This is a genomic window from Stenotrophomonas sp. YJH_SMC_8 (genome assembly GCF_059371315.1).
This window is the reverse complement of sequence record NZ_JCAFUL010000006.1, coordinates 157,085-179,152: the sequence shown is the minus strand read 5'-3', so window position 1 is coordinate 179,152 and position 22,068 is coordinate 157,085. Positions and strand designations below refer to the sequence as shown.

Sequence of the window (22,068 nt, the reverse complement as noted above, 5' to 3'; positions counted from 1 at the left end):
CGTTCTGACAGGTAATGCATCGGTTGGGCTCCGGTTGACTGGGCCGGTCGCGATCGACCAGTTACTCCTGCGCTACCATCTGGATCCCACGAGCAGGAATCTCCTCCATGCCCATCATCGTTGCCCGCACGATCATGTGCGTCGCATTGCTGGCGACCCCGCTGCTGGCGCTGGCCCAGTCCGCGATCCTGCCGCAGCAGCGCGATGCCGCCGGCAACGTGATGGAGCCGCTGGGGCAGGTGCTGATCGCGAATGAGACCGGACCGTCGGGGCTTTATGACTGCACCCGGGACGGCAACTGGTGCGTGCGCGTGCAGCCAGCAGCCGAGGAGGGTGATCGGCCCACCCTGCTTGAAGTGCTGGAAAAGGTGCAGGGCCAAGGCAAGCCCCACAGCTATCACGTCAGCATCGATGTGCCGCAGGAAAGCGAGCTCAAGCTCTGGCCCTGGATCGTGCGCCTGGCCCCGGGTGTCGGCAGCGATGAACCGGTGACCGACCCGCAGCAGCGCGCCCGCCAGAACGTGCTGGTGGGTGGCATCGTCACGTTCAGCGCCATGTACTCCGGTGGCGGTGCCGATGCGTCCACGCTGCAACTGGCACGGGTGCGCCATCTGCAGGACGACATCCAGGTGGACGATGACGTGCTGACCCTGCCATGGCGAGGCAACGCGATGATCCGTGCCTGCTTCAGCGAACAGGACAGCAAGCAGCGCGCAGGTGCCTGCCACGACGAGTACGGCTTTTCGGCGAAGCTGGCGCTGGACGTTGCAGAGCAGGGGATGCCGGTGCTGCGCTACCAGACGGTGGCGACCCGGTTCCCGGCCGGCGTTTCACGTTTTGAGGATTCGCTGGCCAAGGGGCCGCTGAAGAAGAAGGACCTGCGCACCGAGCAGGATCCGGCATGCACCTATACGCGGCTGTTCCGTTTCCGCGGGGGCATGTTCCAGCCGGACCAGGCATTGCCGGACTGCGCCGGCTATACCGAACCCTGAGCCCTCAACCCTGGGTTGCAGAGTCGAGCCATGCTCGCCCCGCGTTTTCTGCAGAGCCGAGCCTGCGCTCGGCTGTCACGGAAGCGCAGCCGAGCATGGGCTCGGCTCTACGGAAACCTGCTGCGGCGCTTACTCGCAGCGGGTGGCGGTGATGATGTTGTCCTTGTCCACGAACACGCGCAGGCGGTCCTGGCGGATGTCCTTGGTGGTGATGGTGCTGGGGCCGATCGGGTTGACCAGGCCGGCACCGCTTTCGGCAGACAGGCGGCGGATGTTGGGTTCGTTGGCCGGCTGGCCGATCGCCCAGCCCAGCTGGCTGGCATCGCAGTGGCCGCTGCCCTTGACCTGCGGGCCGGGCGTGCTGACGCAGGCCGACAGCAGCAGGGCCGAGGCGGGCAGCAACAGGAACAGACGGAAGGTGGACATGCGAGCGCTCCTGCGCAGGGGAGATGGCGGGAACGATAGCACCCGATGTGGCAAAGGCGTCAGCGTCATGGTCATTGCCGGCACGTCGTGGCCATTGCATAGTGGGAGGGATGACTGGCAGCACGCCAGCGGGCGGGCCGGGCCATTCCGGTGCAGGTGCTGGACACGGTATGACGGCAGGCAGTTTCCGCGACAAGGGCAGGACGATGATGGCACTGGCGCTGTCCATGCTGGGCATGGCGTTTGCCGCCTCCGCTGCCGAACCGGAACCTGCGCCGGCCGAACCCCCGGTGTTCGGTGCCTGGCGCAACCTGCAGACCGAAGCCGGCTATGTGCCGGCCCAGCGCAATCTGGCCTTCGGCATGCTGCCGCAGGCGGCGAGCCGGGGCGATCGCTTCGCCATTCTCGACCGTGAAGGCAAGCGCACGGTGTGCTGCCTGCAGGTGGCCAGTCCCTCGCTGGGCGTGGCCGCGCTGCGTGAGCAGTACCACCTGCCGCAGGCCTGGGTGACCGACCTGAGCAATGGCCGCAGCCCGGCACGGCCCTATGTTCCGCACGTCTACGCGATGCAGCGGGTGGACGAACTGGCCGACTACAGCTTCGCCGATGTGCCGGGCGCCTACAGCGACCTGGGTGGGCTGCTGATCCCCGAGGGAGCCGCGCTGGACGCCGATGGCAGCGCGGTGCGCCTGGGTGACGGCCGCTATCCGCTGCATTTCCAGCGCCAGCCGCATGCCGACGACGATGGTGCGCTGGACCGCTACACCCTGCAGACAGGCGAGGGCGCTGCCCCGATCGTGGTTGAAGTGCCGTTCGGCACTTACTGATTGCAGCACTGCACTGGCTAGAATGCGTCGCGGCGCCGTCTGCCGTGCCTGTTCCGTGAGCCGTTGCCGTGTCCCTGCGCCCCTTCCTGCTGCCGTCCCTGCTGCTGTTGTCCGCCTGTGCCAGTGCGCCCCCGCCGCCGGCCCATTCCGATGCGCTGTGGCGATTGATCGAGCGTGACTGCCGTGGCGCCGAAGGCCCGCGGGGTGATTGCCTGCGGGTGGAAGCAGCAGCGGACCGCCGCGATGTGCTGGTCAAGGATGCGCATGGTGACTACCAGTTCCTGCTGATGCCGCTGGACAAGGTCAGCGGAATCGAGAACATCGCCCTGTACCAGCGCGGTGCGCCGAATTACTTTGCCGCAGCCTGGCAGGCCCGCAGCCATACCGAGCAGGCCCTGGGCCAACCGCTGCCGCGCAACGTCGCCAGCCTGGCGCTGAATTCACCGCATGGCCGCTCGCAGCACCAGCTGCATATCCATGTGGATTGCCTGCGCGCCGACGTGCTGCAGGCCCTCGACGCACATGCCGGTGCCCTGGGCACGCAATGGACACCATTGCCGGTACTGCTGCGCGGCCATCAGTACCAGGCCCGGCTGCTGCCGGGTACGGAGTTGACTGCCAATCCGCTCAACCTGCTCGCCTATGACCTGAGCGGCGTGGGCGATGTCGGCCAATGGAGCCTGGTGGTGGCTGGCCGGGACAACGTGCAGGCTGGCCCGGGTTTCATCCTGCTTGCTACCCGCGTCGACGCGGGTAGCGGCAACGAGGCCAGCGGCGAAGAGCTGCAGGACCACGCCTGCGCGATCCTGACCGGTGCAGGCGACGCGCTGGAGCGGGTGCGCTAACTCCCCGCCTGGTTGTGGCTGCGCCAGATCGGTGCGGTCAGCGCCAGCAGCTGGCGATCCTGCCAGCCATCCAGCCCAAGGTGCTGGTCGCGCAGCACGCCTTCCTGCTCGAAGCCACGGGCGCGAAGCGCGTGGGTAAAGGGGGCGCTGCAGTCCGGCGGCAGCATCACGAACAGCCGGTGCAGGCCGACATCCTCGAACAGGAACGGGCACAGGGCCTGCAGCATCGCATCGGTGTGCGCATGCCAATGCTGCAGCGACAGCAGCTCGGCGCAGCGCGAGTGCAGCGAATGCAGGCGGACGTGCAACTGGTCCAGCACGGTGCCGTGCTGGTCATCAAAAACGCCCAGCATCAACTGGTCGTTGTCCTGCTCAAGGCGCGAGCGGTGCATGTGGGCGAGGAAGCGTGCTTCTTCGTCGATGCCAGGGTGAAGATGCCGACCGCGCCGGCGTCGGTCGTCGAACAGGCGCCAGGCCGGCAGGTCGGCCCGCTGGAACGGGCGCAGGGTGACCGGTGCCACCTGCAGCTGCAGCAGGTGGCGGCGCGACACAGGGCGCAAGGGGGGAAGGAGGGATGTGGGGTACGGAGTCATCATCCCCGGAACGATGGCAATGCCGGGTCCGCCAGACCATTCAAAAGATTGCAAAAACACGACGATCGCTGGGCGGGGCCTGATTCGGTTCAGGCATAAGTCCATCAGGGCTGGTCATTTCCGTTGAAACCACCCATTCAGGACACTTTCGTTACGGGATCGTTATGTGCCGCGCAGGCCTCCGGTCCCGTACCACCCGCCCAACTCCCCCAGGAAGCCCATGTCCGCCTCTCACAAGGCGCTGCGCCCGCGTCCGCTGGTGCTCGCGCTGTCGTCCCTGATGCTGGTCTCGTTGCCGGCCTTCGCGCAGGAAAGCGCACCCACCTCGTTGCAGGAAGTGAAGGTCACCGGCTCGCGCATTCCGCGCGCCAGCGTCGAGGGGCCGTCCCCGGTGACGGTGATCAGCCGCGAGCAGATCGACGTGCAGGGCTATCGCAATGCGTTCGACGCGCTGAGTGCCCTGACCGAAAACACCGGCAACGTGCAGGGCGAGGACTTCGGCAACACCTTCACTCCGGCGGCCAACACCATCAACCTGCGCGGCCTTGGCCCGAACCGCACGCTGGTGCTGGTCAACGGACGCCGCCAGGCCGACTACCCGCTGGCCTACGAAGGGTCGGTGAACGTGGTCAACCTGGCCAACATTCCCAGTGCCCTGATCGAGCGCATCGAGGTGCTGGCTGCCGGCGCGTCGGCGGTGTACGGCTCGGATGCCATCGCCGGCGTGGTCAACATCATCCTCAAGGACCGCTTTGAAGGTGTGGACGTGAACGTGCGCGCCGGCGGCACCCAGCAGGGCGGTGGCGACAACCAGCGCGCGCAGGTGGTCGGTGGCAGTTCCGGCGAGCGCTGGGATGCCCTGTTCGGCTTCGAGTTCGACGTGCGCAAGGCGATCCATGCGCGCCAGCGCGACTTCATGGATTCGCTGGAGGACGATCCGACCGGCAAGGCGCCGCAGGCGACCGCGATCGCATATCGCCGCAACGCTGCCACCGGCCGCAACATCGATCCGGGCGTGAATGGCTGCGACGCGGCGTCGGACATCTATGGTGGCAGCGTGTTCCGCGCCTTCAACCCGCGCCAGGGCTGGTACTGCGGCAGCAACGAGGCCGCCGCCAGCTACTGGACGGTGCAGACCGAGAAGCGCAACCTCAACGGCTACGGCCTGCTGACCTTCCACGTCAACGAGACCACCGACCTGTTCGCCGATCTGGCCGTGGGCAGCGCACGCATCACCAACAACACCCGTGCGCCCACCTGGACCTCGGCCCGCAACTACTTCTACAACCAGACCACCGGCAACCTGGAAAGCTGGTACCGCCGCTTCGCGCCCGAGGAAATCGGCGGCCTGCCGCGCAATGCCAATCGTTTCCTGGAAAATTCCTGGTCGTTCAACGTCGGCGCGCGCGGCCAGATCGGTGACAGTGGCTGGGATTATGAAGCGGTCTACAGCCGCTCACGCTACGAGAACCGCACCCGCCGCCCGGTGCTGCTGGCCGGCATCAATGAATACCTGCTGGGCCCGAAGCTGGGCGTGCGCAATGGCGTGGAGGTCTATGCGCCGGACCCGGCGCGCCTGTTCCAGCCGCTGACGCCGGACGAGTACCAGGGCCTGTCCGGCTACCAGGAGAGCCGCAACGCGGCGTGGCTGCAGACCTTCAGCGCCAGCGTCAACGGCCGGTTGTTCGCACTGCCCGGTGGCGACGCCGCGCTGGCTGCGGTGGTCGAGGCCGGCAGCCAGGGTTACCGCAACCGCCCGGACCCGCGCCTGGGCACCGGCGAGTTCTGGAACACCAGCGCCGGTATCGGTGCCGGGGGCGAGCGCGACCGCTATGCCGCCGGCGTGGAGCTGCAGCTGCCGTTGCTGCAGTCGCTGACCACCACCCTGGCCGGTCGCTATGACCAGTACCGAGCTGGCGGCGAGCACATCGGCAAGGCAACCTGGAGCTTCGGCGTCGAGTTCCGCCCGATCGAGAGCCTGCTGATCCGTGGTACGGCGGCGACCAGCTTCCGGGCGCCGGACATGAACTACGTATTCGCCACCGAAACCCGCGGCTACAACCCGGGCATGACCGATTACTGGCGCTGCCGCACTGCTGGCCAGTCGTACGACAACTGTGACTACAACGGCCTGTCGATCGACTACAGCAACCGTGCCAACCCGCAGCTGCAGCCGGAATCGGCCAAGTCCTATGGTTTCGGCGTGGTCTGGTCGCCGCTGGCTGGCCTGGATTTCAGTGCCGACTACTACGACATCCGCATCGACAACGAGGTGACCAGCCTCGATACCAGCCGTATCCTGCGTGACGAGGCTGATTGCCGGTTGGGAAAGACGCTGGGCGGCGAGGCGCGTGATATCGGTTCACCGCTGTGCCAGGACGCGCTGTCGCGGGTGATCCGCAACCCGTCCAATGCCACGGTGCAGCCGGACCAGGTGACCCGTGTGCTGATCAACCCGATCAACGCCGCCTCTGAGTCGGTGCGCGGCCTGGACCTGAAGGGCAACTGGCGTTTCGATGCCGGTCGCTATGGCCGCTTCACCACGCGCCTGGCCTATACGGTGGTGCTGGAGCACACGTACCGGCAGTTCTCCGACGACCCCGAGCGCGACATCCGCAACTCGCTGGATGACTACCAGTGGCGCAGCAAGGCCAACGGCAGCATCACCTGGAACCAGGGCGACTGGACCACCACCCTGTACGGCAATCGTTTCGGCTCCCTGCCGAAGACCGATGGCAGTGGCCGCATCGCGCCGTACATGACCTACAACGCCAGTGTCTTCCGCCAGTTCGGCGAGAACCTGTCGGTGGGCGTGATCGTCAACAACCTGCGTGACAGCCGCCCGCCGGCGGACAGGAACGGAGGCGGCTGGCCGTTCTACCCGGTCGGCAACTACGACCCGTACGGCCGCCAGTACTGGGTGCAGCTGGATTACCGGTTCCGTTGAACCGGCAGGCGAACGAAAGGCCCGGCAATGCCGGGCTTTTCTTTGTGCGCCGCACCGGTGCTGCCGCGGCGCGCGTGGCATGCTGCGCCATTACCGGGAGGATGAAACGCATGGATGTGAGAGTGTGGAGTGTGATTGCAGTGGTGGCCCTGGCCGGCTGCAGTGGCAGGCAGGCAGCCAGCGCGGACGATGCGGCGGAGGCGGCCAAGGCCGCGCCCGTGCCGTCCCACTCCAATGCAGCGACCGATGCTGGGGCACCGCGCGCGGCATCGGCATCGGCATCGGCGGGTGCGACGGCTGCCCGCGGGCCCGCGAACGTCGAGGATCACTTCCTCGAGGGCGAGCGCCTGCTGATGGCCGATGGCGGGGTGTCCGCGGAGAAGAGCGAGGCGTTGCTGGGTTCGGACAAGGCGTTCGCGCAGGTGGTCGGCCAGTTCGAGCGCGATGCGTCCCGCCGGCCGGAGGTGCAGGACCTGACGGGTCTCTACAAGGACGCTGCGACCCGGCTCATCGGCAAGGATGGCACGCTGGTGTCCTTTGCCTGCGGCTACAGCCTGTGCGTCGGCGAGATCCGCAGCCGTACCGAGGAGGATTTCAGCGCCTGGTCCGAGGCGTTCGGCCTGGACAAGGCGAGTCCGGTCTACAGCCTCACCACGGCACCGATGACGTGGGGCAGGGACCAGCAGGGTGGGCGTTTCGTGTTCTCGGTGGACCCGGCCGCCAACGCCATCACGGGTCGGTAGCGGCGGGACATGCGCGGGATCACTGCGCGTTACGGCAGCGCCTGCAGCAGATACGACTCGATCACGTAGCTGAAAGGCTGCCGCTGGCGGTCACGCAACAGGGCGCGCACTTCCAGGATCACGCCGTGGTCGCCTTCGCCGCGTGGCGGCCAGAAGGTCTGGTCGGCGAGGGTCTGGCGCTGGAAGCCAAGCGGGCTGACCACGCGGCCGAAGGGTTCATCGGTGTTGTCCAGCACCTGGTTCATGGCCGGGCTGAGATGGCCGGGCAGGTACCAGTTGTCCGCCTCGGACAGCACGCGGCTGCCGCAGACCAGCTGCACGCGGCGATAGCGCAGCTCGGCGCCGGGTGCCGCACCCAGTGCCTGCAGTACGTCGGCCGGGGCCGGCTTGTCGTGGCCGTGTATGCGCACCGCGCGTACACGGGCCTGTTCGGCCAGGCCATGTTCGGCACACCAGTGTTCCAGCGTGGCGGTGGCGCTCTGCCCGGACAGCACGCGCTGGTGCAGGCGCTCGACCAGCGCTGCCGGGGCGATGCGCTGCTGGCCCGGCGGCGACTGCAGCGGCGCGGCAGCCGCTGCATCGGTGGCGGACAGGCTGGCGATCGGGGCGGCGGCAAGCAGGGACGCGGCCTGCCAGCGGCGGAGACGATCGTGGCGGTCGGACGGGCCCATGCGGCATCACAGCGGAAACAGGCGCCCATGTTACCCGTTCAGGGGTGTGCACGGCGTGGCTGCGACCGGTTGTCGCAGGGGTAATCATCGTTCTGGTGAATGTGTGCCATCCAGATATTTCGTTGGCCGATGGCTGTGCCGAGGCGCACGATGGCGCCATTCTTGGCTTTCCGGGAGTTCCCGATGACCCTCCAGTTCGTCCATGGCGGTGTGGACCGCAACGGTGCGCCACTGCATTTCCATATCCGTGATGGCCGCATCAGCGGCCTCAATGGAGATGCCAGGCCTGCTGATGGGGCGGATTGCATCGACCTGGAGGGTCTCGCGGTGCTGCCCGGCCTGGTGGATGGCCATATCCACCTGGACAAGAGCTTCGTCGGTGACCAGTGGCACCCACACCAGCCCGTGAACAGCCTGCGTGAACGGCTGGCGGTGGAAAAGGCGGCGGTGGCCGGCGCAGCACCGATGGTGGATCGCGCCGAGGCCTTGATCCGCCAGTGCAGCGGCTTCGGCACGGTGGCGATGCGCTGCCATGTCGATATCGATGGCAGCACCGGCCTGCGCCACCTTGAAGCGGTACGCGAGGCTGCACTGCGCTGCGCCGACATCATGCGCATCCAGCTGGTGGCGTTCCCGCAGGCAGGCGTGATGTCCTGTGCGGGCACCGCCGCTGTGCTGGAGCAGGCGATTGCGGCGGGCGTGGAAGTGCTGGGGGGGATCGACCCGACCACCCTCGATGGCGATGCCGAAGGCCAGTTGGCAGTGCTGTTCGGCCTGGCCGAGCGCTATGGCGTGCAATTGGACATCCATCTGCATGAGCCGGGCGAGACCGGCCTGGCCCAGTTGCTGCGCATTGCCGCGCGCACCCGGGCTGCCGGTCTGCAGGGGCGCGTTGCGGTCAGCCATGCCTATTCGTTGGGCGAGGTGCCCCTGGCGCGCGCGCTGCAGGTGGGCGAAGCGCTGGCCACGGCCGGCGTGGCAATCATGAGCAATGCACCCGGCGATCATCCATTCCCACCGCTGCGCGCGCTGCATGATGCTGGTGTGCGGGTGTTCGCCGGCAACGACAACATCCGCGACTGCTGGTGGCCATATGGCAATGGCGACCTGCTGCAGCGGGCGATGCTGCTCGGCTATCGCTCGGGCTTCTACACCGATGACGACCTGATGCTGGCGCTGGACATGGTCACCACCCATGCCGCGCAGGTGATCGGTCTGCCGCGCTACGGTATTGCCGAAGGCCTGCCGGCCACGTTCGTGGCGGTGCGCGCCGACCACGGTCCGGCCGCGGTGGCTGGGGTGCCGGTGGAGCGCCGCGTGGTGGTTGATGGTCGCTGGCTGTAGTTCCACGCCATGCGTGGATGGAGCCCTCGCGCGGTCGCCTTCATCCACGCATGGCGTGGATCTACCCATCACGCCGCGCCAATCCCCTTGTAGCGCCGGGCCATGCTCGACGGCTTTTCAGGCGTAATCGTCAGCGCGGGTCGCGACGAATTCTTCCAGCCATGCCAGCAGATGTGCGATGTCGATGACCTCGCCCTGTTCGATGCGCTTGAGCAGCAGCGTGCTGGCGCCGATCTGCAGGCTGCTGTCGGCATAGCGCAGCACTGCATCGATGCCCCAGGCATCGGTCACCTGCATCCAGGCCAGGCCCGGCACGCGCTGGGCCAGGGTGTCACCGAACGCAACGCCCAAGGCTTCCCAGCCGCCACAGTCGTCACGATCGATCAGCTCGGCGTCGATCACCCGTTGCAGCGTGGTGGCCGCCAGTGGCCATTGCACGGGCAGCGTGGGAAAGCCGGCCACCACGCGCGCGGCGATCAGCGAACGCTGGTGCTGAAGATGGACCTGCAGCGCGGCGGGCAGGGGATCGAAGCGGGTCGGGGTTTCGTCGGACATGGCAAGGTGCCGTGCGGCACGGAGACAATGGGCACTGTAAGAGGCGATCATGCCTGCCGTGCGGCAAGATTGATCAGATATCGATGATCAATGCGCGAGATCCACGCACGTCGGGGTCAGATCCGTTTTCCTACGGAAAACGGATCTGACCCCATGCCCGACAATGCAGCTGTCGAGGTTGCCGGCCAGCGGCCGGCACCACCTCAGGTGCGGTGGTCAATCCGGTTCGCGTTGTACCTGCCGCCACAGCTCGCTGGCCAGCGCACGCACGGCATCATCGGCGTCCGGGCGATGCAGCAGGCCGATCTCGTAGTTGTCGATCACCGGCAGGTCGCGCTCGCCATCGATGATGCGGTGCTCGCGGGTGACTGCACGGCGCGGCAGCAGGCTGATGCCGATGCCGTCGGCTACCGCGCCCTGGATGCCGCTCAGCGACGAACTGGTGAAGGCGATACGCCAGCGCAGGCCCAGCGCTTCCACGGCGTGGATCATCTCGTCGCGGTACAGCCCACGCGGCGGGAACGTGACCAGTGGCAGCGGGTCCTGCAGCAGGCAGCTGCTGCGCAGGCTGTCGATCCAGTGCATCGGCTCGCGCCGGCAGTGCACGGCCTGGCGGCTGTTGCGCCGCTGCTTGACCAGCACCAGGTCCAGCTCGCCGTGGTCGAAGCCGTGCGCCAGGTCACGGCTCAGCCCGCTGCTGATCTCCAGCTTCACCTGTGGGTGGCGGCGGCTGAAGGCAGCCAGCATGCGTGTGGTCTGTGCGTTGACGAAGTCCTCCGGCACGCCGATGCGCACGGCGGTTTCAACCGTGGCCCCGGCCAACGCCTGGGCCATTTCCTCGTTCAGATCGAGCATGCGCCGCGCGTAACCGAGCAGGGTATGGCCGGCATCGGTGGGGTGCACGTCGCGGTGGCCGCGTTCGAGCAGGCGGTGCCCGGCCAGCTCTTCCAGCCGTCGCACCTTCTGGCTGACCGTGGACTGGGTTGAATGCAGGCGCGTAGCCGCCGTGGTGAAGCTGCCGCAGTCGGCCACCATTACCAGCGCCCGAAGCAGGTCCAGCTCGAACAGGGTTCTATTCGATTTGGCACTGTCTTGCATTTGAACATTTCACTTCTGGATACCCGGGTCGACTTCTACCATGCAGGGCAGGGGCCGGCAATGCCCGGCTGTTGCTACCGTCACGCGGCGTTCCGTGGCGACGGACATGAGGAGACACTGCCATGCGCTTCCGTCGTTCCCTTTGCTGGCCCACACCTATGGCGCGCATGCTGCTGCTATGCCTTCTGGCCATGGTCACCCCTGCCTGCACTGCGACCCCCAAGGCTGATGGGCGCGCGCGCCTGCGCGATGCCGCCAGCCGTGGCGACGCCGATGCTATACGCGAGGCGATCGAGCAGGGGGCCGATCTGGAGGCACGCGACGGGAAAGGCCGCACCGCGCTGCTGCTGGCCACCCATGCCAACAACGTGGATGCCGCGCGCGAGTTGATCGAGGCCGGTGCCGACGTCAACGCCAAGGATGTGCTGCAGGACAGCGCCTACCTGTACGCCGGTGCGCGTGGCCTGGACGAGATCCTGGCGATGACCCTGGCGCATGGTGCCGATCTTCGCAGCACCAACCGCTATGGCGGAACCGCGCTGATTCCCGCCGCCGAGCGCGGCCATGTCGCCACCGTGCGCACGCTGCTGCGGGCCGGCGTGGCGGTGGATCATGTCAATCGCCTGCACTGGACCGCGCTGCTGGAAGCGATCCTGCTCGGCGACGGCGGTGCGCGCCATGCACAGATCGTGCAGCTCCTGCTGGAGGCCGGTGCCGACCCGGAGCTGGCCGATGGCGATGGCGTTACACCGCTGGCCCACGCCCGTCAGCGCGGCTATACCGGCATTGAAACGCTGCTGCGCCAGCACGGCGCGACGCGCTGATACAGAGCCCCTTCCACCCCGCACGCTGATCGTGCCCACCAGGATGCTGTCCATGTTCCGTTCCCGTCCGTTGTCCCTCGCCATCCTTCTTGCGGTGGCACCGCTGTCGGCTTCTGCCGCCGAGCGCGCCGACCTGCTGATCCGCAACGCCACCGTGGTCGATGTCGAGCACGCCAGCACCCTGGCCGGGCAGAGTGTGGTGATCCGTGGCGAGGACATCGTCGCCGTCGGCCCGGACGCGCAGCTGCGCAGCCAGTGGAGTGCCGCCCGCCAGATCGACGCCAAGGGCAAGTACCTGATCCCCGGTCTGTGGGACATGCACGTGCACTTCGGCGGCGGCCCGGCGCTGATCGAGGAGAACAAGGCGCTGCTGCCGCTGTACATCGCGCACGGCATCACCACCGTGCGCGACTGCTCCGGCGACCTGCCCGGGCAGGTGCTGCAGTGGCGCGGCGAAATCGCCAAGGGCACGTTGTTCGGCCCGCGCCTGCTCAGTTCGGGTGCGAAGATCGAAGGCATCAAGCCAGTCTGGAAGGGTACGATCGAGGTAGGCAGTGAGGCCGACGTCGACAAGGCCATCACCCGACTGCAGCACGACAAGGTCGATTTCGTGAAGATCACCGACAGCACGCTGAAGCCGGAGCTGTTCCTGTACTCGGCCAGCGCGGCGCGCAAGGCCGGCTTCAAGGCCTCGGGCCATATTCCAATGGCGCTGACGGTGGAACAGGCAGTCGATGCCGGCCTGGCTTCGATCGAGCACCTGGACTACGCGTTCAAGGCCGGCAGCAAGGACGAGGCGCAGATCGCCGCCGACTTCGGTGCCGGCCGCATCGACCGCGGCGAAGCCAACCGCCGCCTCGACGCCAGCTTCGACCGCGATACCGCGATGCACGCCTACCGCGACTTCGCCAAGCGCGGCGTGTTCGTGACGCCGACCCTCAACGGCGGCCGCATCCTCGACTTCCTCGACCAGGACGACCACGCCAACGATCCCTATCTGGCGTACATCGGCCCGGGCCTGCGCGCGACCTATCAGTGGCGCGTGGACCGTGCGGCGAAGGCCACGCCGGCACAGATCGAAGCGCGCCACGCGCAGTACCACCAGGTGGCGGCCGTGCTGCCGCTGCTGCAGGAAGCGGGTGTGACGATCATTGCCGGCACCGATGCGGGCTTCCTCAATTCGTTCAACTTCCCGGGCATCGCGCTGCACCAGGAACTGCAGTTGTTCGTGAAGGAAGGGCTGAGCGCGCCGCAGGCGCTGTCGGCCGCAACCCGTTCCGGCCCGGCCTGGTTCGGCCAGATGGACCGCTACGGTGGTGTCACGCAGGGCAAGGCCGCCGATCTGGTGCTGCTGACCGCCAACCCGCTGCAGGACATTGCCGCCACGGAAAAAATTGATAGCGTGATCCTGCGCGGCAACGTGTATGACCGCGCCGCGCTGGACAGCATGCTGGCCGACACCAAGGCCAAGGTCGCGGCGTGGAATGCAGAGGCGGCGAAAGCTGACTGATTGCGGGGTTGGACGGAATCCACGCATGGCGTGGATCTGTGCTGACCAGCTGTCGGTAGATCCACGCCATGCGTGGATGATCCCCTTGCTTCCGGCACGGGAAGGAACGATGCCGGACACCTAGCATGGTGTCCGGTTCCCTTTCGACGCCGCGCATGTCCGTTGCCCCCGCCTGCCTGCTGCCCGCCCCCGAAGCATCGCTGTCGCTGCCACGCCCGCACTGGGTGATGCTGGGCCTGTGGGGTCTGTTGATCGCAACTGCAGTGCCGGCGGTGCATCTGAGCCAGCAACCCGGTGGTGTGCTTCCGGCGGCGTTGTTCATTCTGGGCGCCGAACTGCCGTGGATGCTGGCGACGCCGTTGTTGTGGGCGGCCTGCACACGCTGGCCGCTTCCCGGACGCAGGCATCTGATCGCCTGGCTGCTGCTGGGCCTGCTGCTGACCCCGCTGCTGACCGCGTTGGGCTGGGGCCTGGGGCACCTGCTGCTGCAACTGTGGCAACCGCAACCGCCGCCCTCGCTGCACCGGGCGGCACGCGCAATCGGCATTACGGCATTGTTTGCGCTGCCGACGTTCATCGCCGTGGCAGGCGTCGGCCACGGGCTGTCGTGGCTGCAGCGCCTGAAGGCACAGTCGCAGGCCCTTCAGCTGGCGCGCGAGGTAGCGCTGCGGCAGCATCTGCAGCACCACTTCCTGTTCAACGCACTCAATGCCATCGGTGGACTGGCGTTGCAGCGGCCGGCGGTAGCGGACAGCGCGCTGGTGCAGTTGTCGTCACTGTTGCGCGATACCCTGCAATGCCCGGCGCAGCGTGCCCTGGCCGACGAGCTGGCAGTGGCGCAGGATCATGTCGCGCTCCACTCGCTGCTGCACGACGAAGCACTGCATCTGCGCCTGCAGGCCAGTGCTGACGCGCTGGGGTGGCAGGTGCCGGGCCTGCTGCTGCAACCGCTGATCGAGAACGCGGTGGTACACAGCGGCTGGCAACCCGGTGATGGGCCCTTGCGGATTGATCTTCAGGCTGAAGTGGACGGCGGCGGACTGGATGTGACCGTGTGCAATCCCTGCTTGCGGCCCTCACGTGGAGACGGCCTTGGCACTGGACTGATGACCCTGCAGCGTCGCCTGGCGGCGGTGGGAGGGCGGTTGCAGAGTGGGCACGAAGGGGCGTTCTATCGCGCCCGCGTGCGTCTGCCGGAGCGCGCCGCGTGACGCGCCCGTTGAGCGTGCTTCTGGTAGACGATGTGGCGCTGGCACGTGATCGCCTGCGTGCGCTGATGGCGGGCATTCCGGAGGTGCGGGTTGACGCCGAGGCGGCCAGCCTGGCCGAGGCTCGCCAGCACCTGCGGGGGCGGCGCTTCGACCTGCTGCTGCTGGATCTGGTGCTGCCGGACGGACGCGGCTGGGAGCTGCCGGAGCAGCAACCGGCGTTGGCCGCGCACACCCTCTTCGTGACTGCGCTGCCACAACATGCGTTGCGTGCCTTCGAACTCGGTGTGGCCGACTACCTGCTCAAGCCGGTGGCACTGCCCCGGCTGCAGGAGGCGATCGGGCGGGTGCGCCGGCTGGCCGGGTTGGTCGAGCCCGGAGCGGAACGCGCAAGGACGCTGGCGGTGCCCGGAGCGGGCGGTGTGCAGTATCTGCCACTGGCGCAGATCGATTACATCGACATGGCCGGTCACTATGCATGCGTGCACGTGGGAACACAGCTGCATCTCCTGCGCGAACCGCTGGCACAGCTGGCCGATCGGTTGGCCGATGGCGGACTGCTGCGTGTGCATCGCTCGGTGATGGTCAATCCGCTGCGCGTGCAGTCACTGATCGAACGTCACAACGGTGATGCGTTGCTTGAACTGGCCGGCGGCGCGTGCGTGCCGGTCAGCCGAAGCTATCGATCCACATTGGAGGCGGCGCTGGCGGCACGGGCCTGAGTCACGGCCGGTGCCAGCGCTGGTACGGTTCATGCCATCGGCAGCATGGCGTGCGCCGCGTGGGACAGTGCCGGGGCACCCTGTGGTTTTCCAGGCGGGGGCAGGGCATGCGGAATTGTTGGGGCTGGTTGCTGGGAGTATTGGCGCTGCCGGCGATGGCCGAGGTGCGCGTTGAAGTCCAGGATCACCAGGGGCGCGCCGACCGCGTTCCTTCGATCACGGTCGAAGGCCTGGCGGCCGCCGAGCCGGTGCAGTTGCGGTTGTCCCTTCAGGACAGCCGTGGCCAGCGCTGGCAGTCGCAGGCCCTGCTGCGTGCCGATCCGAAGGGCATCGTCGACATCGCACGCAGCGGATCGGAACAGGGCAGCTATCGCGGCATCGACGCCGGTGGCCTGATCTGGTCGATGCAGCCACAGGACGGGCAGGCCACCGCGCTGCCCTTGCAGTGGCAGCGCAGTGTCGATGGCCTGGGCTTCCGACCGCAGTCGTTCGAACTGGAAGTGGAACGCGCCGGCAACGTGGTGGCACGGCGTACCCTGCAACGCCACCTGATGCTGCCCGGCGTGCAGGTGCGACGGGTGGAGGTGGGCGGTCGCGAGGCGCACCTGTATCTGCCGCCGGAAAGCGCACCAGGAACGCGCGGTCCTGCGCTGGTGGCGCTGGGAGGGGCCGAAGGGGGATTCGACGGAGGTGATGCCTACGCCGCATGGTTGGCCAGCCATGGCTACGTTGCGCTGTCGGTGGCCTGGTACCGGGGGCCGGGTGTGCCGAAGGATCTGATCGAGGTGCCGTTGGAGACCGTGCGTGATGCAGTGCTCTGGCTGCAGCAGCAGCCGCGGGTGGACCCTCAGCGGGTCGGGCTGATGGGCGGTTCATGGGGCGGCATCGTGACCATGGCGACCGCCGTGCATATGCCACAACTGCGTGCTGCAGTGTCATGGGTTGGCACCCCGGCACCGTTCCGCGGCATTGCCCGTGATGTCGCGCCTGCGGACTTCCGCGCCGTGGACCGCTCGCCATTGAGCTGGAAGGGCATGCCGTTGCCCTGGCTGCCGTACCGGGAAGATGTGGACTGGGGGCGACCCGGGCCGCATTGGCAGCGAGCGTTGGAGCACGCCATGCTGCCGATCGAAAGGATCGCTGCGCGCACCTTGTGGGTAGGGGGAGGCGATGACCGTCTTGGCGATTCCGGCGTGATGCTGGCGGTGGCCCAGCGCAGGCTTGCACTGTCCGGGCGGGGTGAACGTGATCGCTTCCTGTACTACGGCGATGCGGGACACCTGATCACGCCCATCCTGCAGCCGACCACCCATCGCCACGATGTCGGCCCGTATCTGCAGGTGGGTGGAACACCTGAAGGACACGCACGCGCTGATCGCGAGGTGGGGCCGGCGGTGCTGGCGTTCCTGGCCGAGGCATTGTGACGGCTCATCCACGCATGGCGTGGACCTACAGCGGGGTCAGATCCAGGAACGGATCCGACCCCGTGGTAACCACAGCGGGCCATGTATCAATCCAGCCCTCCATCATCCAGGCTGATGATGCCGCGCCGCAGCGCCTGGGTGACCGCATGCGTGCGGTCGCCGACGCCGAGCTTGTCCATCAGGCTCTTCATGTGCGCCTTCACGGTCTGTTCGGAAATCTGCATGCGCTCGCCGATGCGCTTGTTCGACAGTCCGCCTGCCACGTGCCGCAGTACCTCGGTCTCGCGCGGTGACAGGCGGTCTTCGATCACATGCGCGGCGATGCTGGCGGCCACCGCTGGTGGAATCGGCGCACGGCGGCCTCCGGCCACCATGCGGATGGTGTCGACCAGTTCGTGACGCAGCATGTCCTTCAGCAGGTAAGCACTGGCACCCGCCTGCAGGGCCCGCACTGCGCGCACATCGCCGCGGTAGGTGGTCAGCACGATGATGCGCGCGCGTGGGTCGAGTGCACGGATCCGCACGATCGCCTCCACGCCATCCAGGCGCGGCATCTGCAGGTCCATCAGCACCACGTCCGGCTGCAACTGCTGGTAACGCGCGATGGCTTCCTCGCCATCGGCGGCCTCGCCCAGCAGGCGCAGATCGGCTTGCGCGCCCAGCAGTGCCGCCAGTCCGTCGCGCAGCAGGGGATGGTCATCGACCACCAGTACGCCGATCGGGGAAGGGAATTCAGTCATGCTCGGGTCTGCTCCAGGGCCAGCGCCACCGTGGCGCGCGGCGGTGATACAGGCGCCGTGCGGGAACCGCCAGCGCTACTTCGGTACCCAGTCCGGGGCGGGTCCACAGCTGCAGCTCGGCCCCGAGCCGCTGCGCACGCTCACGCATCCCCTGCAGCCCCCAATGGCCGTGTCCAGCGTCTTCGTCGGCGATGCCGACACCGTCGTCCCGTACGTGCAGCAGGAAGCAGCGCGTGCCATAGGACAGTTCCACTTCAATGGCACTGGCGTTGGCGTGGCGCAATGCGTTGCGGATAGCCTCGCGACCAATCAGGAACACTTCCTCCGCGGCATCGGCCTGCAGTGGTGGCGTCGTGCCTTCAACGGTAAGGCGCAGTGGGTTGGTGCCATGCCCCGCGTACTCGGCATGCACATCGGCCAATGCCGAAGCCAGGTCGCGACCGGCGAACGGGCCGTCGCGCAATGCGTTGACGCGTTCGCGGCCCTCGGCCAGATTGCGCTCGGCCAGCTGCATCGCCGACTCCAGCTGGCCGCGCACTGCTTCTGGCGTCTGCGCGGACTGGCTGATTGCATGCAGGCGCAGGATCAGGCCCTGGCTGCCCTGCAGCAGGGTGTCGTGCAGGTCGCGTGCAATGCGTTCACGTTCGCCATTGCGCTCCTGCAGGCGGGCGCGGAACAGCGCGGCGAGCTGGCCACTGCGGATGCGCACGGCCAGCACGAGCAGCGCCAGCACGGCGGCCACGCACAGCAGCTTGAACCACGCGGTCTGGATGAAGGTAGGTGCGATGCGGAAGCTGCGGCTGGCCGGGACCGTGCTCCAGATGCCGTCCTCATTGGCGGCTTCCACGTCGAAGCGATAGCTTCCCGGCGCCAGATTGGTGTAATAGGCGCGGGTGCTGCTGCCTGCGTCCTGCCAGCCGTCATCGACGCCGGACAAGCGGTAGCGATAGCGGTTGCGCTCCGGGCGGGCCAGTGAAAGGGCCACGTAGTCGATCTGCAGCTGGCTGGTGCCGGCCGGCAGGCGCAGGCCGTCCCGCAGTGGTTGCTGTTCGCTGCCGTACAGCACGTCGCCGATGCGAACGCTGGGTGCCAGCGTGTTGACGTGCGAACGCGTGGTGTCCAGCCAGGCCAGGCCCTGGTTGGTTGCCAGCCACAGAAGACCGTCGTCGGCCAGCGTGGCGGTGGCGATCGGCCCGCTCTGCAGGGCGATGCCGGGCATGCCGTCCACCGCATCGAACAGGCGGGGCGTCACCTGCTGCCCTGCCTGCAGTGCCCGCCGCAGCAGGCTGCTCTCAAGACGCACCAGGCCACGGCTGCCATTGAGCCACAGATGCCCGCCCGCATCGGCGACCATGCCGGTGATGCCTTCGAGGACGCCGGCCATGTCGGTGCGCACTGCAACGAAGGGCCCCTCGCCGATGCGTGCGGCGAGTCCGGCTTCGCCGGCTACCAGCAGCAGGTCCTGATGCTGCAGCAGGGCGGTCACCGGCCCTACCGAAAGGCCCTGCGCTGCGCCGAAAGCATCGATGGTCGTCGTGCCCATCCGGCGCACGCGACCATCGGCGTAGCCGAGCAGCAGCTGGCCATGGGCGTCCAGCGCCAGGGAGGAGCAGGCCTGCTCGGGCAGGCGACTCGCCCGCTGCCATTGCTCGTCCCGGTAATGCAGCACACCGCGTTCGCCCGTGCATACCCAGGCCTGCGTCTCGTCGGGAAACAGCAGGGCGTGCAGCGGCTGCCCGGTGAACGGCGCGGGCAGCGGAATCAGCGTGGTACGGCCTTCGACAGTGCGCGCCAGATTGACCCAATCGAACTGCCAGATCGGCGCAGGTGCCTGCCGCGCCGCAGCCTGCAGCTGTGCGGCGCTGCCTTCCAGCAGGGAGCGCCGCAGGTCGTAGGGCTTGAGGTCTTCACCGTAGCCGTACACCCGTCCGTCAGTGGTGCGCACCAGCGAGCGGTAGGGATCACTGGGGCCGACCGCCAGGGTGTGCACGCTGCGCGCGCGGAAGCGGTTGAGGCCAAGATTGGTTCCTACCCAGAGGTTGCCTTCGCGGTCGGCGATGATCGGCACCGCCGAGGTGGCAGTCAGGCCGTGCGGTGAATCGAAGCGCTCCATGCGCACGGCGCGGGTGCCGTCGAAGGTGACCCGGGCGACGCCTCCATGCGGGCTCATCGTCGCCCACAGCGCGCCGTCGGTGGTGAACTGCATGCGTGCAGCGACCAGGTCGGGCAGGCGCCGCGCCTCACGTTCGGGCCCGGCGAGCAGCCCATGTGCGTTTGCCAGTGGCGAGGCGCCACGGACGCGGTCGGCCAGCCACACTTCACCCTGCGGGTTCTCCACCAGTGTTGCCATCTGCGAGACGGCGATGCCGGTATCAATGAAGGCCGCCTGGTGCGGTCCGCGCATCCATATCTTCAGATCGGCCAGTACCCAGAACGTGCCACGGCTGTCATGCAACACCCATTGCACGCGGTGTTCCGGCAGCCCGGCGGAGGCCGGCGGGGGTTGCCAGCGCCGGCCATCGAACCAGCGCAGCCCACCATTGATCGCTGCCCAGAGGCGGCCCTCGCGGTCCTGGCTGAAGTGCGGCACCACGCCGACCGGTACGCCCTGTTGCCGACCGTAGTTGTGCAGTTGGCCGCGTGCGAGTTGGCTGATGCCGGCCTGGAAGTAGCCGATCCACATTGCGTCATCGCGCCCGACTGCCAGGGTGACCATGTTGGTGGAAGGGAAGCTGCTGCCCGGTGGTGGCGCCTGGCGTTCAAAACGGCGGCCGTCGAAGCGGTACAGGCCAGAACCGGTCGCCAGCCACAGCAGTCCATCACGGTCCTGCGCAATGTCCCATATATCGCCAGGTGCACCCTGGCCGACCCGCCATGCGGTGTGCTCGTAGCCGGGCAGCCCGCTGCTCAGCGCCGGACGCTGCACGGCGAGCGCGGGCAGGGCGGTCATCAACAGCAGGCACGTCAGCAGCGCCGGCAGGCGACGCAGGAACGGGAAGGGGCGGCCACGCATGGTGCGCATTCTGGCAGGTGCGGGGCAGGCCAGGGTGACCCGAACGGGGTAGGCGGCACGCGGCCCCTTCCGGTATCACGCCGGCATGCCCCGTGGAGCCCGGCCATGCAGCGCCTGTTCGTGATGTTTCCCGACCGTGGCCCGGGCGTCGGCCTGCTGTGGCTGCGGCTGTGCGTTGCGGCCGCACTTTGCGCGCCCGACATGCCAGGGGGCTGGTTGTCGGCCTTGTGCCTGCTGGCCGTGGCGATGCTCGCACTTGGTGTGCTGACACCACTGGCGGCAGTGATGGCGGCCGCGGGTCTGTCCACGCTGCCCGGGCCATGGCCACTGGCGCTGCTGCCTCTGGCCCTGCTGGTGCTGGGGCCGGGCGCCTATTCGCTGGACGCACGGCTGTTCGGTCGCCGCGTGATCGGCCGCCGGCCTCCCCCATTCGGGTAGGTGCTGGCCTCGACCGACGGGGGTAGGGCATCGCGCAGGCGCCCCGCACCATGGGCCACCCCCTCGCGGCGTCCTCGATGGCCACCGTTACTCCACAGGAATCCCCCGCTGCGTCGCTGGCACCGCAGCAGGTCGCAGCATTGCAGCGTGCATTGCGCTATGTCGATGAACACCTGTCGCAGCCGCTGCGGGTCACCGAACTGGCGGCCGTCGCCTGCGTCAGTCGCTTCCATCTGGTGCGCCTGTTCCGCAGCGGTACTGGTGCCAGCCCGCTGCGCTATGTACGCCGCCGCCGAATCGAACGTGCGCGCCAGCTGTTGTCGGCCCAGCATCTGCCGATGTCCTGCCTGGCGCAGCAGCTCGGCTTCTTTGACCAGAGCCATTTCGTCCGCAGCTTCCGCGCAGAGACGGGCTGCAGTCCCGGCCAGTATCTGGCCGGTGATGCCGCCCTTCTGCTTCCCCCAGACCTTGATTCCAACGGAGTCCACGCATGAACCTTGCCACCGCCACGCCCGCCCCGTCCCTGCTGTCACCGACCGACCATGCGCTGGTGCTGATCGACTTCCAGTCGCAGATGGCGTTTGCCACCCACACCATCGACATCTCCGCGCTGCGCAACAACGTGTCCCTGATCGGCAAGGGTGCCAAGGGCTTCAACGTGCCGGTGCTGCTGACCACGGTGGCGGAAGCCTCGTTCTCCGGCCCGATGTTCCCGGAGCTGCCGGCGATCTTCCCGGGCCAGCCAGTGTTCGACCGCACCTCGATGAATACCTGGGAGGATCAGCCGGTGATCGACGAGATCAACCGCATCGGCAAGCGCCGGTTGGTGATGGCCGGGCTGTGGACCAGCGTCTGCATTGTCGGACCGGCGCTGTCGGCACTGGCGCAGGGCTTCGAGGTCCATGTGATCACCGATGCCTGTGGTGATGTCAGCGAGGAAGCACACGAGCGCGCGATCACCCGCATGGTGCAGGCCGGTGCGGTACCGATGACCAGTGTGCAGTACCTGCTGGAGCTGCAGCGCGACTGGGCACGCGGTGAGACGTACGAGCTGACCACCGGCATCGCACGCGATCACGCCGGTGGCTACGGCATCGGCATCCAGTACGCCAAGCGCATGTTCGGTGCGCAGGAAGGCGGGCACTGAG

21 protein-coding genes are annotated in these 22,068 nt (G+C 67.7%); 14 read left to right on the top strand and 7 right to left on the bottom strand.

Going from position 1 to position 22,068, the window contains the following annotated elements; all coding sequences use genetic code 11:
* Positions 1-107 precede the first annotated feature (107 nt).
* On the top strand, positions 108-992 hold the full coding sequence (locus AC5P88_RS09730) for a hypothetical protein (protein ID WP_495224904.1): 885 nt from the start codon (positions 108-110) through the stop codon (positions 990-992).
* 129 nt (positions 993-1,121) lie between these two features.
* Here the strand turns inward: AC5P88_RS09730 and AC5P88_RS09725 are convergent, their stop codons facing one another.
* Complete coding sequence (locus tag AC5P88_RS09725; RefSeq protein ID WP_106549463.1) at positions 1,122-1,418, bottom strand: hypothetical protein; 297 nt, start codon at positions 1,416-1,418, stop codon at positions 1,122-1,124.
* Between the two features lie 170 nt (positions 1,419-1,588).
* Between AC5P88_RS09725 and AC5P88_RS09720 the strand changes: the two genes are divergently transcribed.
* Both AC5P88_RS09720 and AC5P88_RS09715 read left to right on the top strand, forming a co-directional pair.
* Positions 1,589-2,245 (top strand): decarboxylase, encoded by a 657-nt coding sequence (locus tag AC5P88_RS09720; RefSeq protein ID WP_495224903.1) that lies wholly within the window; start codon positions 1,589-1,591, stop codon positions 2,243-2,245.
* A 68-nt stretch (positions 2,246-2,313) separates the two neighbouring features.
* Complete coding sequence (locus tag AC5P88_RS09715) at positions 2,314-3,090, top strand: CDP-diacylglycerol diphosphatase (protein WP_495224902.1); 777 nt, start codon at positions 2,314-2,316, stop codon at positions 3,088-3,090.
* Here the strand turns inward: AC5P88_RS09715 and AC5P88_RS09710 are convergent.
* A complete protein-coding gene (locus AC5P88_RS09710; protein ID WP_495224901.1) occupies positions 3,087-3,686 on the bottom strand; it encodes a GNAT family N-acetyltransferase in 600 nt (199 codons plus the stop codon). The two genes, AC5P88_RS09715 and AC5P88_RS09710, sit on opposite strands and share 4 nt — an antisense overlap.
* A 217-nt stretch (positions 3,687-3,903) precedes the next feature.
* Here AC5P88_RS09710 and AC5P88_RS09705 point away from each other — a divergent pair, with 217 nt between their 5' ends.
* On the top strand, positions 3,904-6,630 hold the full coding sequence (locus AC5P88_RS09705; RefSeq protein ID WP_495224900.1) for a TonB-dependent receptor plug domain-containing protein: 2,727 nt from the start codon (positions 3,904-3,906) through the stop codon (positions 6,628-6,630).
* On the top strand, positions 6,627-7,373 hold the full coding sequence (locus AC5P88_RS09700; protein WP_495224899.1) for a hypothetical protein: 747 nt from the start codon (positions 6,627-6,629) through the stop codon (positions 7,371-7,373). Before AC5P88_RS09705 ends, AC5P88_RS09700 begins: the two co-directional genes overlap by 4 nt.
* A gap of 29 nt (positions 7,374-7,402) precedes the next feature.
* Here the strand turns inward: AC5P88_RS09700 and AC5P88_RS09695 are convergent, their stop codons facing one another.
* Positions 7,403-8,044 (bottom strand): hypothetical protein, encoded by a 642-nt coding sequence (locus tag AC5P88_RS09695; RefSeq protein WP_106549469.1) that lies wholly within the window; start codon positions 8,042-8,044, stop codon positions 7,403-7,405.
* 183 nt (positions 8,045-8,227) lie between these two features.
* Here AC5P88_RS09695 and AC5P88_RS09690 point away from each other — a divergent pair, with 183 nt between their 5' ends.
* The gene (locus AC5P88_RS09690) at positions 8,228-9,388 is read left to right on the top strand and encodes an amidohydrolase family protein (protein ID WP_495224898.1); all 1,161 of its coding nucleotides are present in this window, start codon (positions 8,228-8,230) and stop codon (positions 9,386-9,388) included.
* A 117-nt stretch (positions 9,389-9,505) separates the two neighbouring features.
* On the opposite strand, the gene AC5P88_RS09685 is transcribed toward AC5P88_RS09690, so the two are convergent.
* Positions 9,506-9,943, bottom strand: coding sequence for a DUF3806 domain-containing protein (locus AC5P88_RS09685; protein WP_495224897.1), 438 nt, complete (start codon positions 9,941-9,943; stop codon positions 9,506-9,508).
* A gap of 216 nt (positions 9,944-10,159) precedes the next feature.
* Entirely contained in the window at positions 10,160-11,041 is an 882-nt protein-coding gene (locus AC5P88_RS09680) for a LysR substrate-binding domain-containing protein (RefSeq protein WP_106549472.1), read from the bottom strand.
* 122 nt (positions 11,042-11,163) lie between these two features.
* Between AC5P88_RS09680 and AC5P88_RS09675 the strand changes: the two genes are divergently transcribed.
* From AC5P88_RS09675 to AC5P88_RS09655, 5 genes are all read left to right on the top strand, one after another.
* Positions 11,164-11,865, top strand: a complete 702-nt coding sequence (locus AC5P88_RS09675) for an ankyrin repeat domain-containing protein (protein ID WP_495224896.1) — start codon at positions 11,164-11,166, stop codon at positions 11,863-11,865.
* A 52-nt stretch (positions 11,866-11,917) separates the two neighbouring features.
* On the top strand, positions 11,918-13,375 hold the full coding sequence (locus AC5P88_RS09670; RefSeq protein WP_495224895.1) for an amidohydrolase family protein: 1,458 nt from the start codon (positions 11,918-11,920) through the stop codon (positions 13,373-13,375).
* A gap of 155 nt (positions 13,376-13,530) precedes the next feature.
* Positions 13,531-14,586 (top strand): sensor histidine kinase, encoded by a 1,056-nt coding sequence (locus AC5P88_RS09665; protein WP_495224894.1) that lies wholly within the window; start codon positions 13,531-13,533, stop codon positions 14,584-14,586.
* Positions 14,583-15,305 carry a LytR/AlgR family response regulator transcription factor gene (locus AC5P88_RS09660; RefSeq protein WP_495224893.1) on the top strand — a complete coding sequence of 241 codons (723 nt, stop codon included), beginning with the start codon at positions 14,583-14,585 and terminating at the stop codon, positions 15,303-15,305. Before AC5P88_RS09665 ends, AC5P88_RS09660 begins: the two co-directional genes overlap by 4 nt.
* Positions 15,306-15,433: 128 nt before the next feature.
* Positions 15,434-16,729: an acyl-CoA thioesterase/bile acid-CoA:amino acid N-acyltransferase family protein gene (locus AC5P88_RS09655; protein ID WP_495224892.1), complete on the top strand. Its 1,296-nt coding sequence runs from the start codon at positions 15,434-15,436 to the stop codon at positions 16,727-16,729.
* A gap of 86 nt (positions 16,730-16,815) precedes the next feature.
* Here AC5P88_RS09655 and AC5P88_RS09650 read toward each other — a convergent pair whose 3' ends face one another.
* On the bottom strand, positions 16,816-17,469 hold the full coding sequence (locus AC5P88_RS09650; protein ID WP_106549478.1) for a response regulator: 654 nt from the start codon (positions 17,467-17,469) through the stop codon (positions 16,816-16,818).
* A complete protein-coding gene (locus tag AC5P88_RS09645; RefSeq protein WP_495224891.1) occupies positions 17,462-20,491 on the bottom strand; it encodes a sensor histidine kinase in 3,030 nt (1,009 codons plus the stop codon). The genes AC5P88_RS09650 and AC5P88_RS09645 overlap by 8 nt, the downstream gene beginning before the upstream one ends.
* Positions 20,492-20,587: 96 nt before the next feature.
* Here AC5P88_RS09645 and AC5P88_RS09640 point away from each other — a divergent pair, with 96 nt between their 5' ends.
* The 3 genes from AC5P88_RS09640 to AC5P88_RS09630 are packed head-to-tail and all read left to right on the top strand — an operon-like array spanning position 20,588 to position 22,067.
* On the top strand, positions 20,588-20,920 hold the full coding sequence (locus AC5P88_RS09640; protein ID WP_495224890.1) for a hypothetical protein: 333 nt from the start codon (positions 20,588-20,590) through the stop codon (positions 20,918-20,920).
* Between the two features lie 50 nt (positions 20,921-20,970).
* Positions 20,971-21,414, top strand: a complete 444-nt coding sequence (locus AC5P88_RS09635; RefSeq protein WP_495224889.1) for a helix-turn-helix transcriptional regulator — start codon at positions 20,971-20,973, stop codon at positions 21,412-21,414.
* Complete coding sequence (locus tag AC5P88_RS09630; RefSeq protein ID WP_495224888.1) at positions 21,411-22,067, top strand: hydrolase; 657 nt, start codon at positions 21,411-21,413, stop codon at positions 22,065-22,067. Before AC5P88_RS09635 ends, AC5P88_RS09630 begins: the two co-directional genes overlap by 4 nt.
* Position 22,068: the final 1 nt, after the last annotated feature.

What these genes read in the sequence shown, in the direction of transcription:
- AC5P88_RS09730 (WP_495224904.1), top strand. Translation starts at nt 108, where the DNA reads ATGCCCATCATCGTTGCCCGCACGATCATGTGCGTCGCATTGCTGGCG.
- AC5P88_RS09725 (WP_106549463.1), bottom strand. Translation starts at nt 1,418, where the DNA reads ATGTCCACCTTCCGTCTGTTCCTGTTGCTGCCCGCCTCGGCCCTGCTG.
- AC5P88_RS09720 (WP_495224903.1), top strand. Translation starts at nt 1,589, where the DNA reads ATGACGGCAGGCAGTTTCCGCGACAAGGGCAGGACGATGATGGCACTG.
- AC5P88_RS09710 (WP_495224901.1), bottom strand. Translation starts at nt 3,686, where the DNA reads ATGATGACTCCGTACCCCACATCCCTCCTTCCCCCCTTGCGCCCTGTG.
- AC5P88_RS09705 (WP_495224900.1), top strand. Translation starts at nt 3,904, where the DNA reads ATGTCCGCCTCTCACAAGGCGCTGCGCCCGCGTCCGCTGGTGCTCGCG.
- AC5P88_RS09695 (WP_106549469.1), bottom strand. Translation starts at nt 8,044, where the DNA reads ATGGGCCCGTCCGACCGCCACGATCGTCTCCGCCGCTGGCAGGCCGCG.
- AC5P88_RS09690 (WP_495224898.1), top strand. Translation starts at nt 8,228, where the DNA reads ATGACCCTCCAGTTCGTCCATGGCGGTGTGGACCGCAACGGTGCGCCA.
- AC5P88_RS09685 (WP_495224897.1), bottom strand. Translation starts at nt 9,943, where the DNA reads ATGTCCGACGAAACCCCGACCCGCTTCGATCCCCTGCCCGCCGCGCTG.
- AC5P88_RS09680 (WP_106549472.1), bottom strand. Translation starts at nt 11,041, where the DNA reads ATGCAAGACAGTGCCAAATCGAATAGAACCCTGTTCGAGCTGGACCTG.
- AC5P88_RS09675 (WP_495224896.1), top strand. Translation starts at nt 11,164, where the DNA reads ATGCGCTTCCGTCGTTCCCTTTGCTGGCCCACACCTATGGCGCGCATG.
- AC5P88_RS09670 (WP_495224895.1), top strand. Translation starts at nt 11,918, where the DNA reads ATGTTCCGTTCCCGTCCGTTGTCCCTCGCCATCCTTCTTGCGGTGGCA.
- AC5P88_RS09665 (WP_495224894.1), top strand. Translation starts at nt 13,531, where the DNA reads ATGTCCGTTGCCCCCGCCTGCCTGCTGCCCGCCCCCGAAGCATCGCTG.
- AC5P88_RS09650 (WP_106549478.1), bottom strand. Translation starts at nt 17,469, where the DNA reads ATGACTGAATTCCCTTCCCCGATCGGCGTACTGGTGGTCGATGACCAT.
- AC5P88_RS09645 (WP_495224891.1), bottom strand. Translation starts at nt 20,491, where the DNA reads ATGCGCACCATGCGTGGCCGCCCCTTCCCGTTCCTGCGTCGCCTGCCG.
- AC5P88_RS09640 (WP_495224890.1), top strand. Translation starts at nt 20,588, where the DNA reads ATGCAGCGCCTGTTCGTGATGTTTCCCGACCGTGGCCCGGGCGTCGGC.
- AC5P88_RS09635 (WP_495224889.1), top strand. Translation starts at nt 20,971, where the DNA reads ATGGGCCACCCCCTCGCGGCGTCCTCGATGGCCACCGTTACTCCACAG.
- AC5P88_RS09630 (WP_495224888.1), top strand. Translation starts at nt 21,411, where the DNA reads ATGAACCTTGCCACCGCCACGCCCGCCCCGTCCCTGCTGTCACCGACC.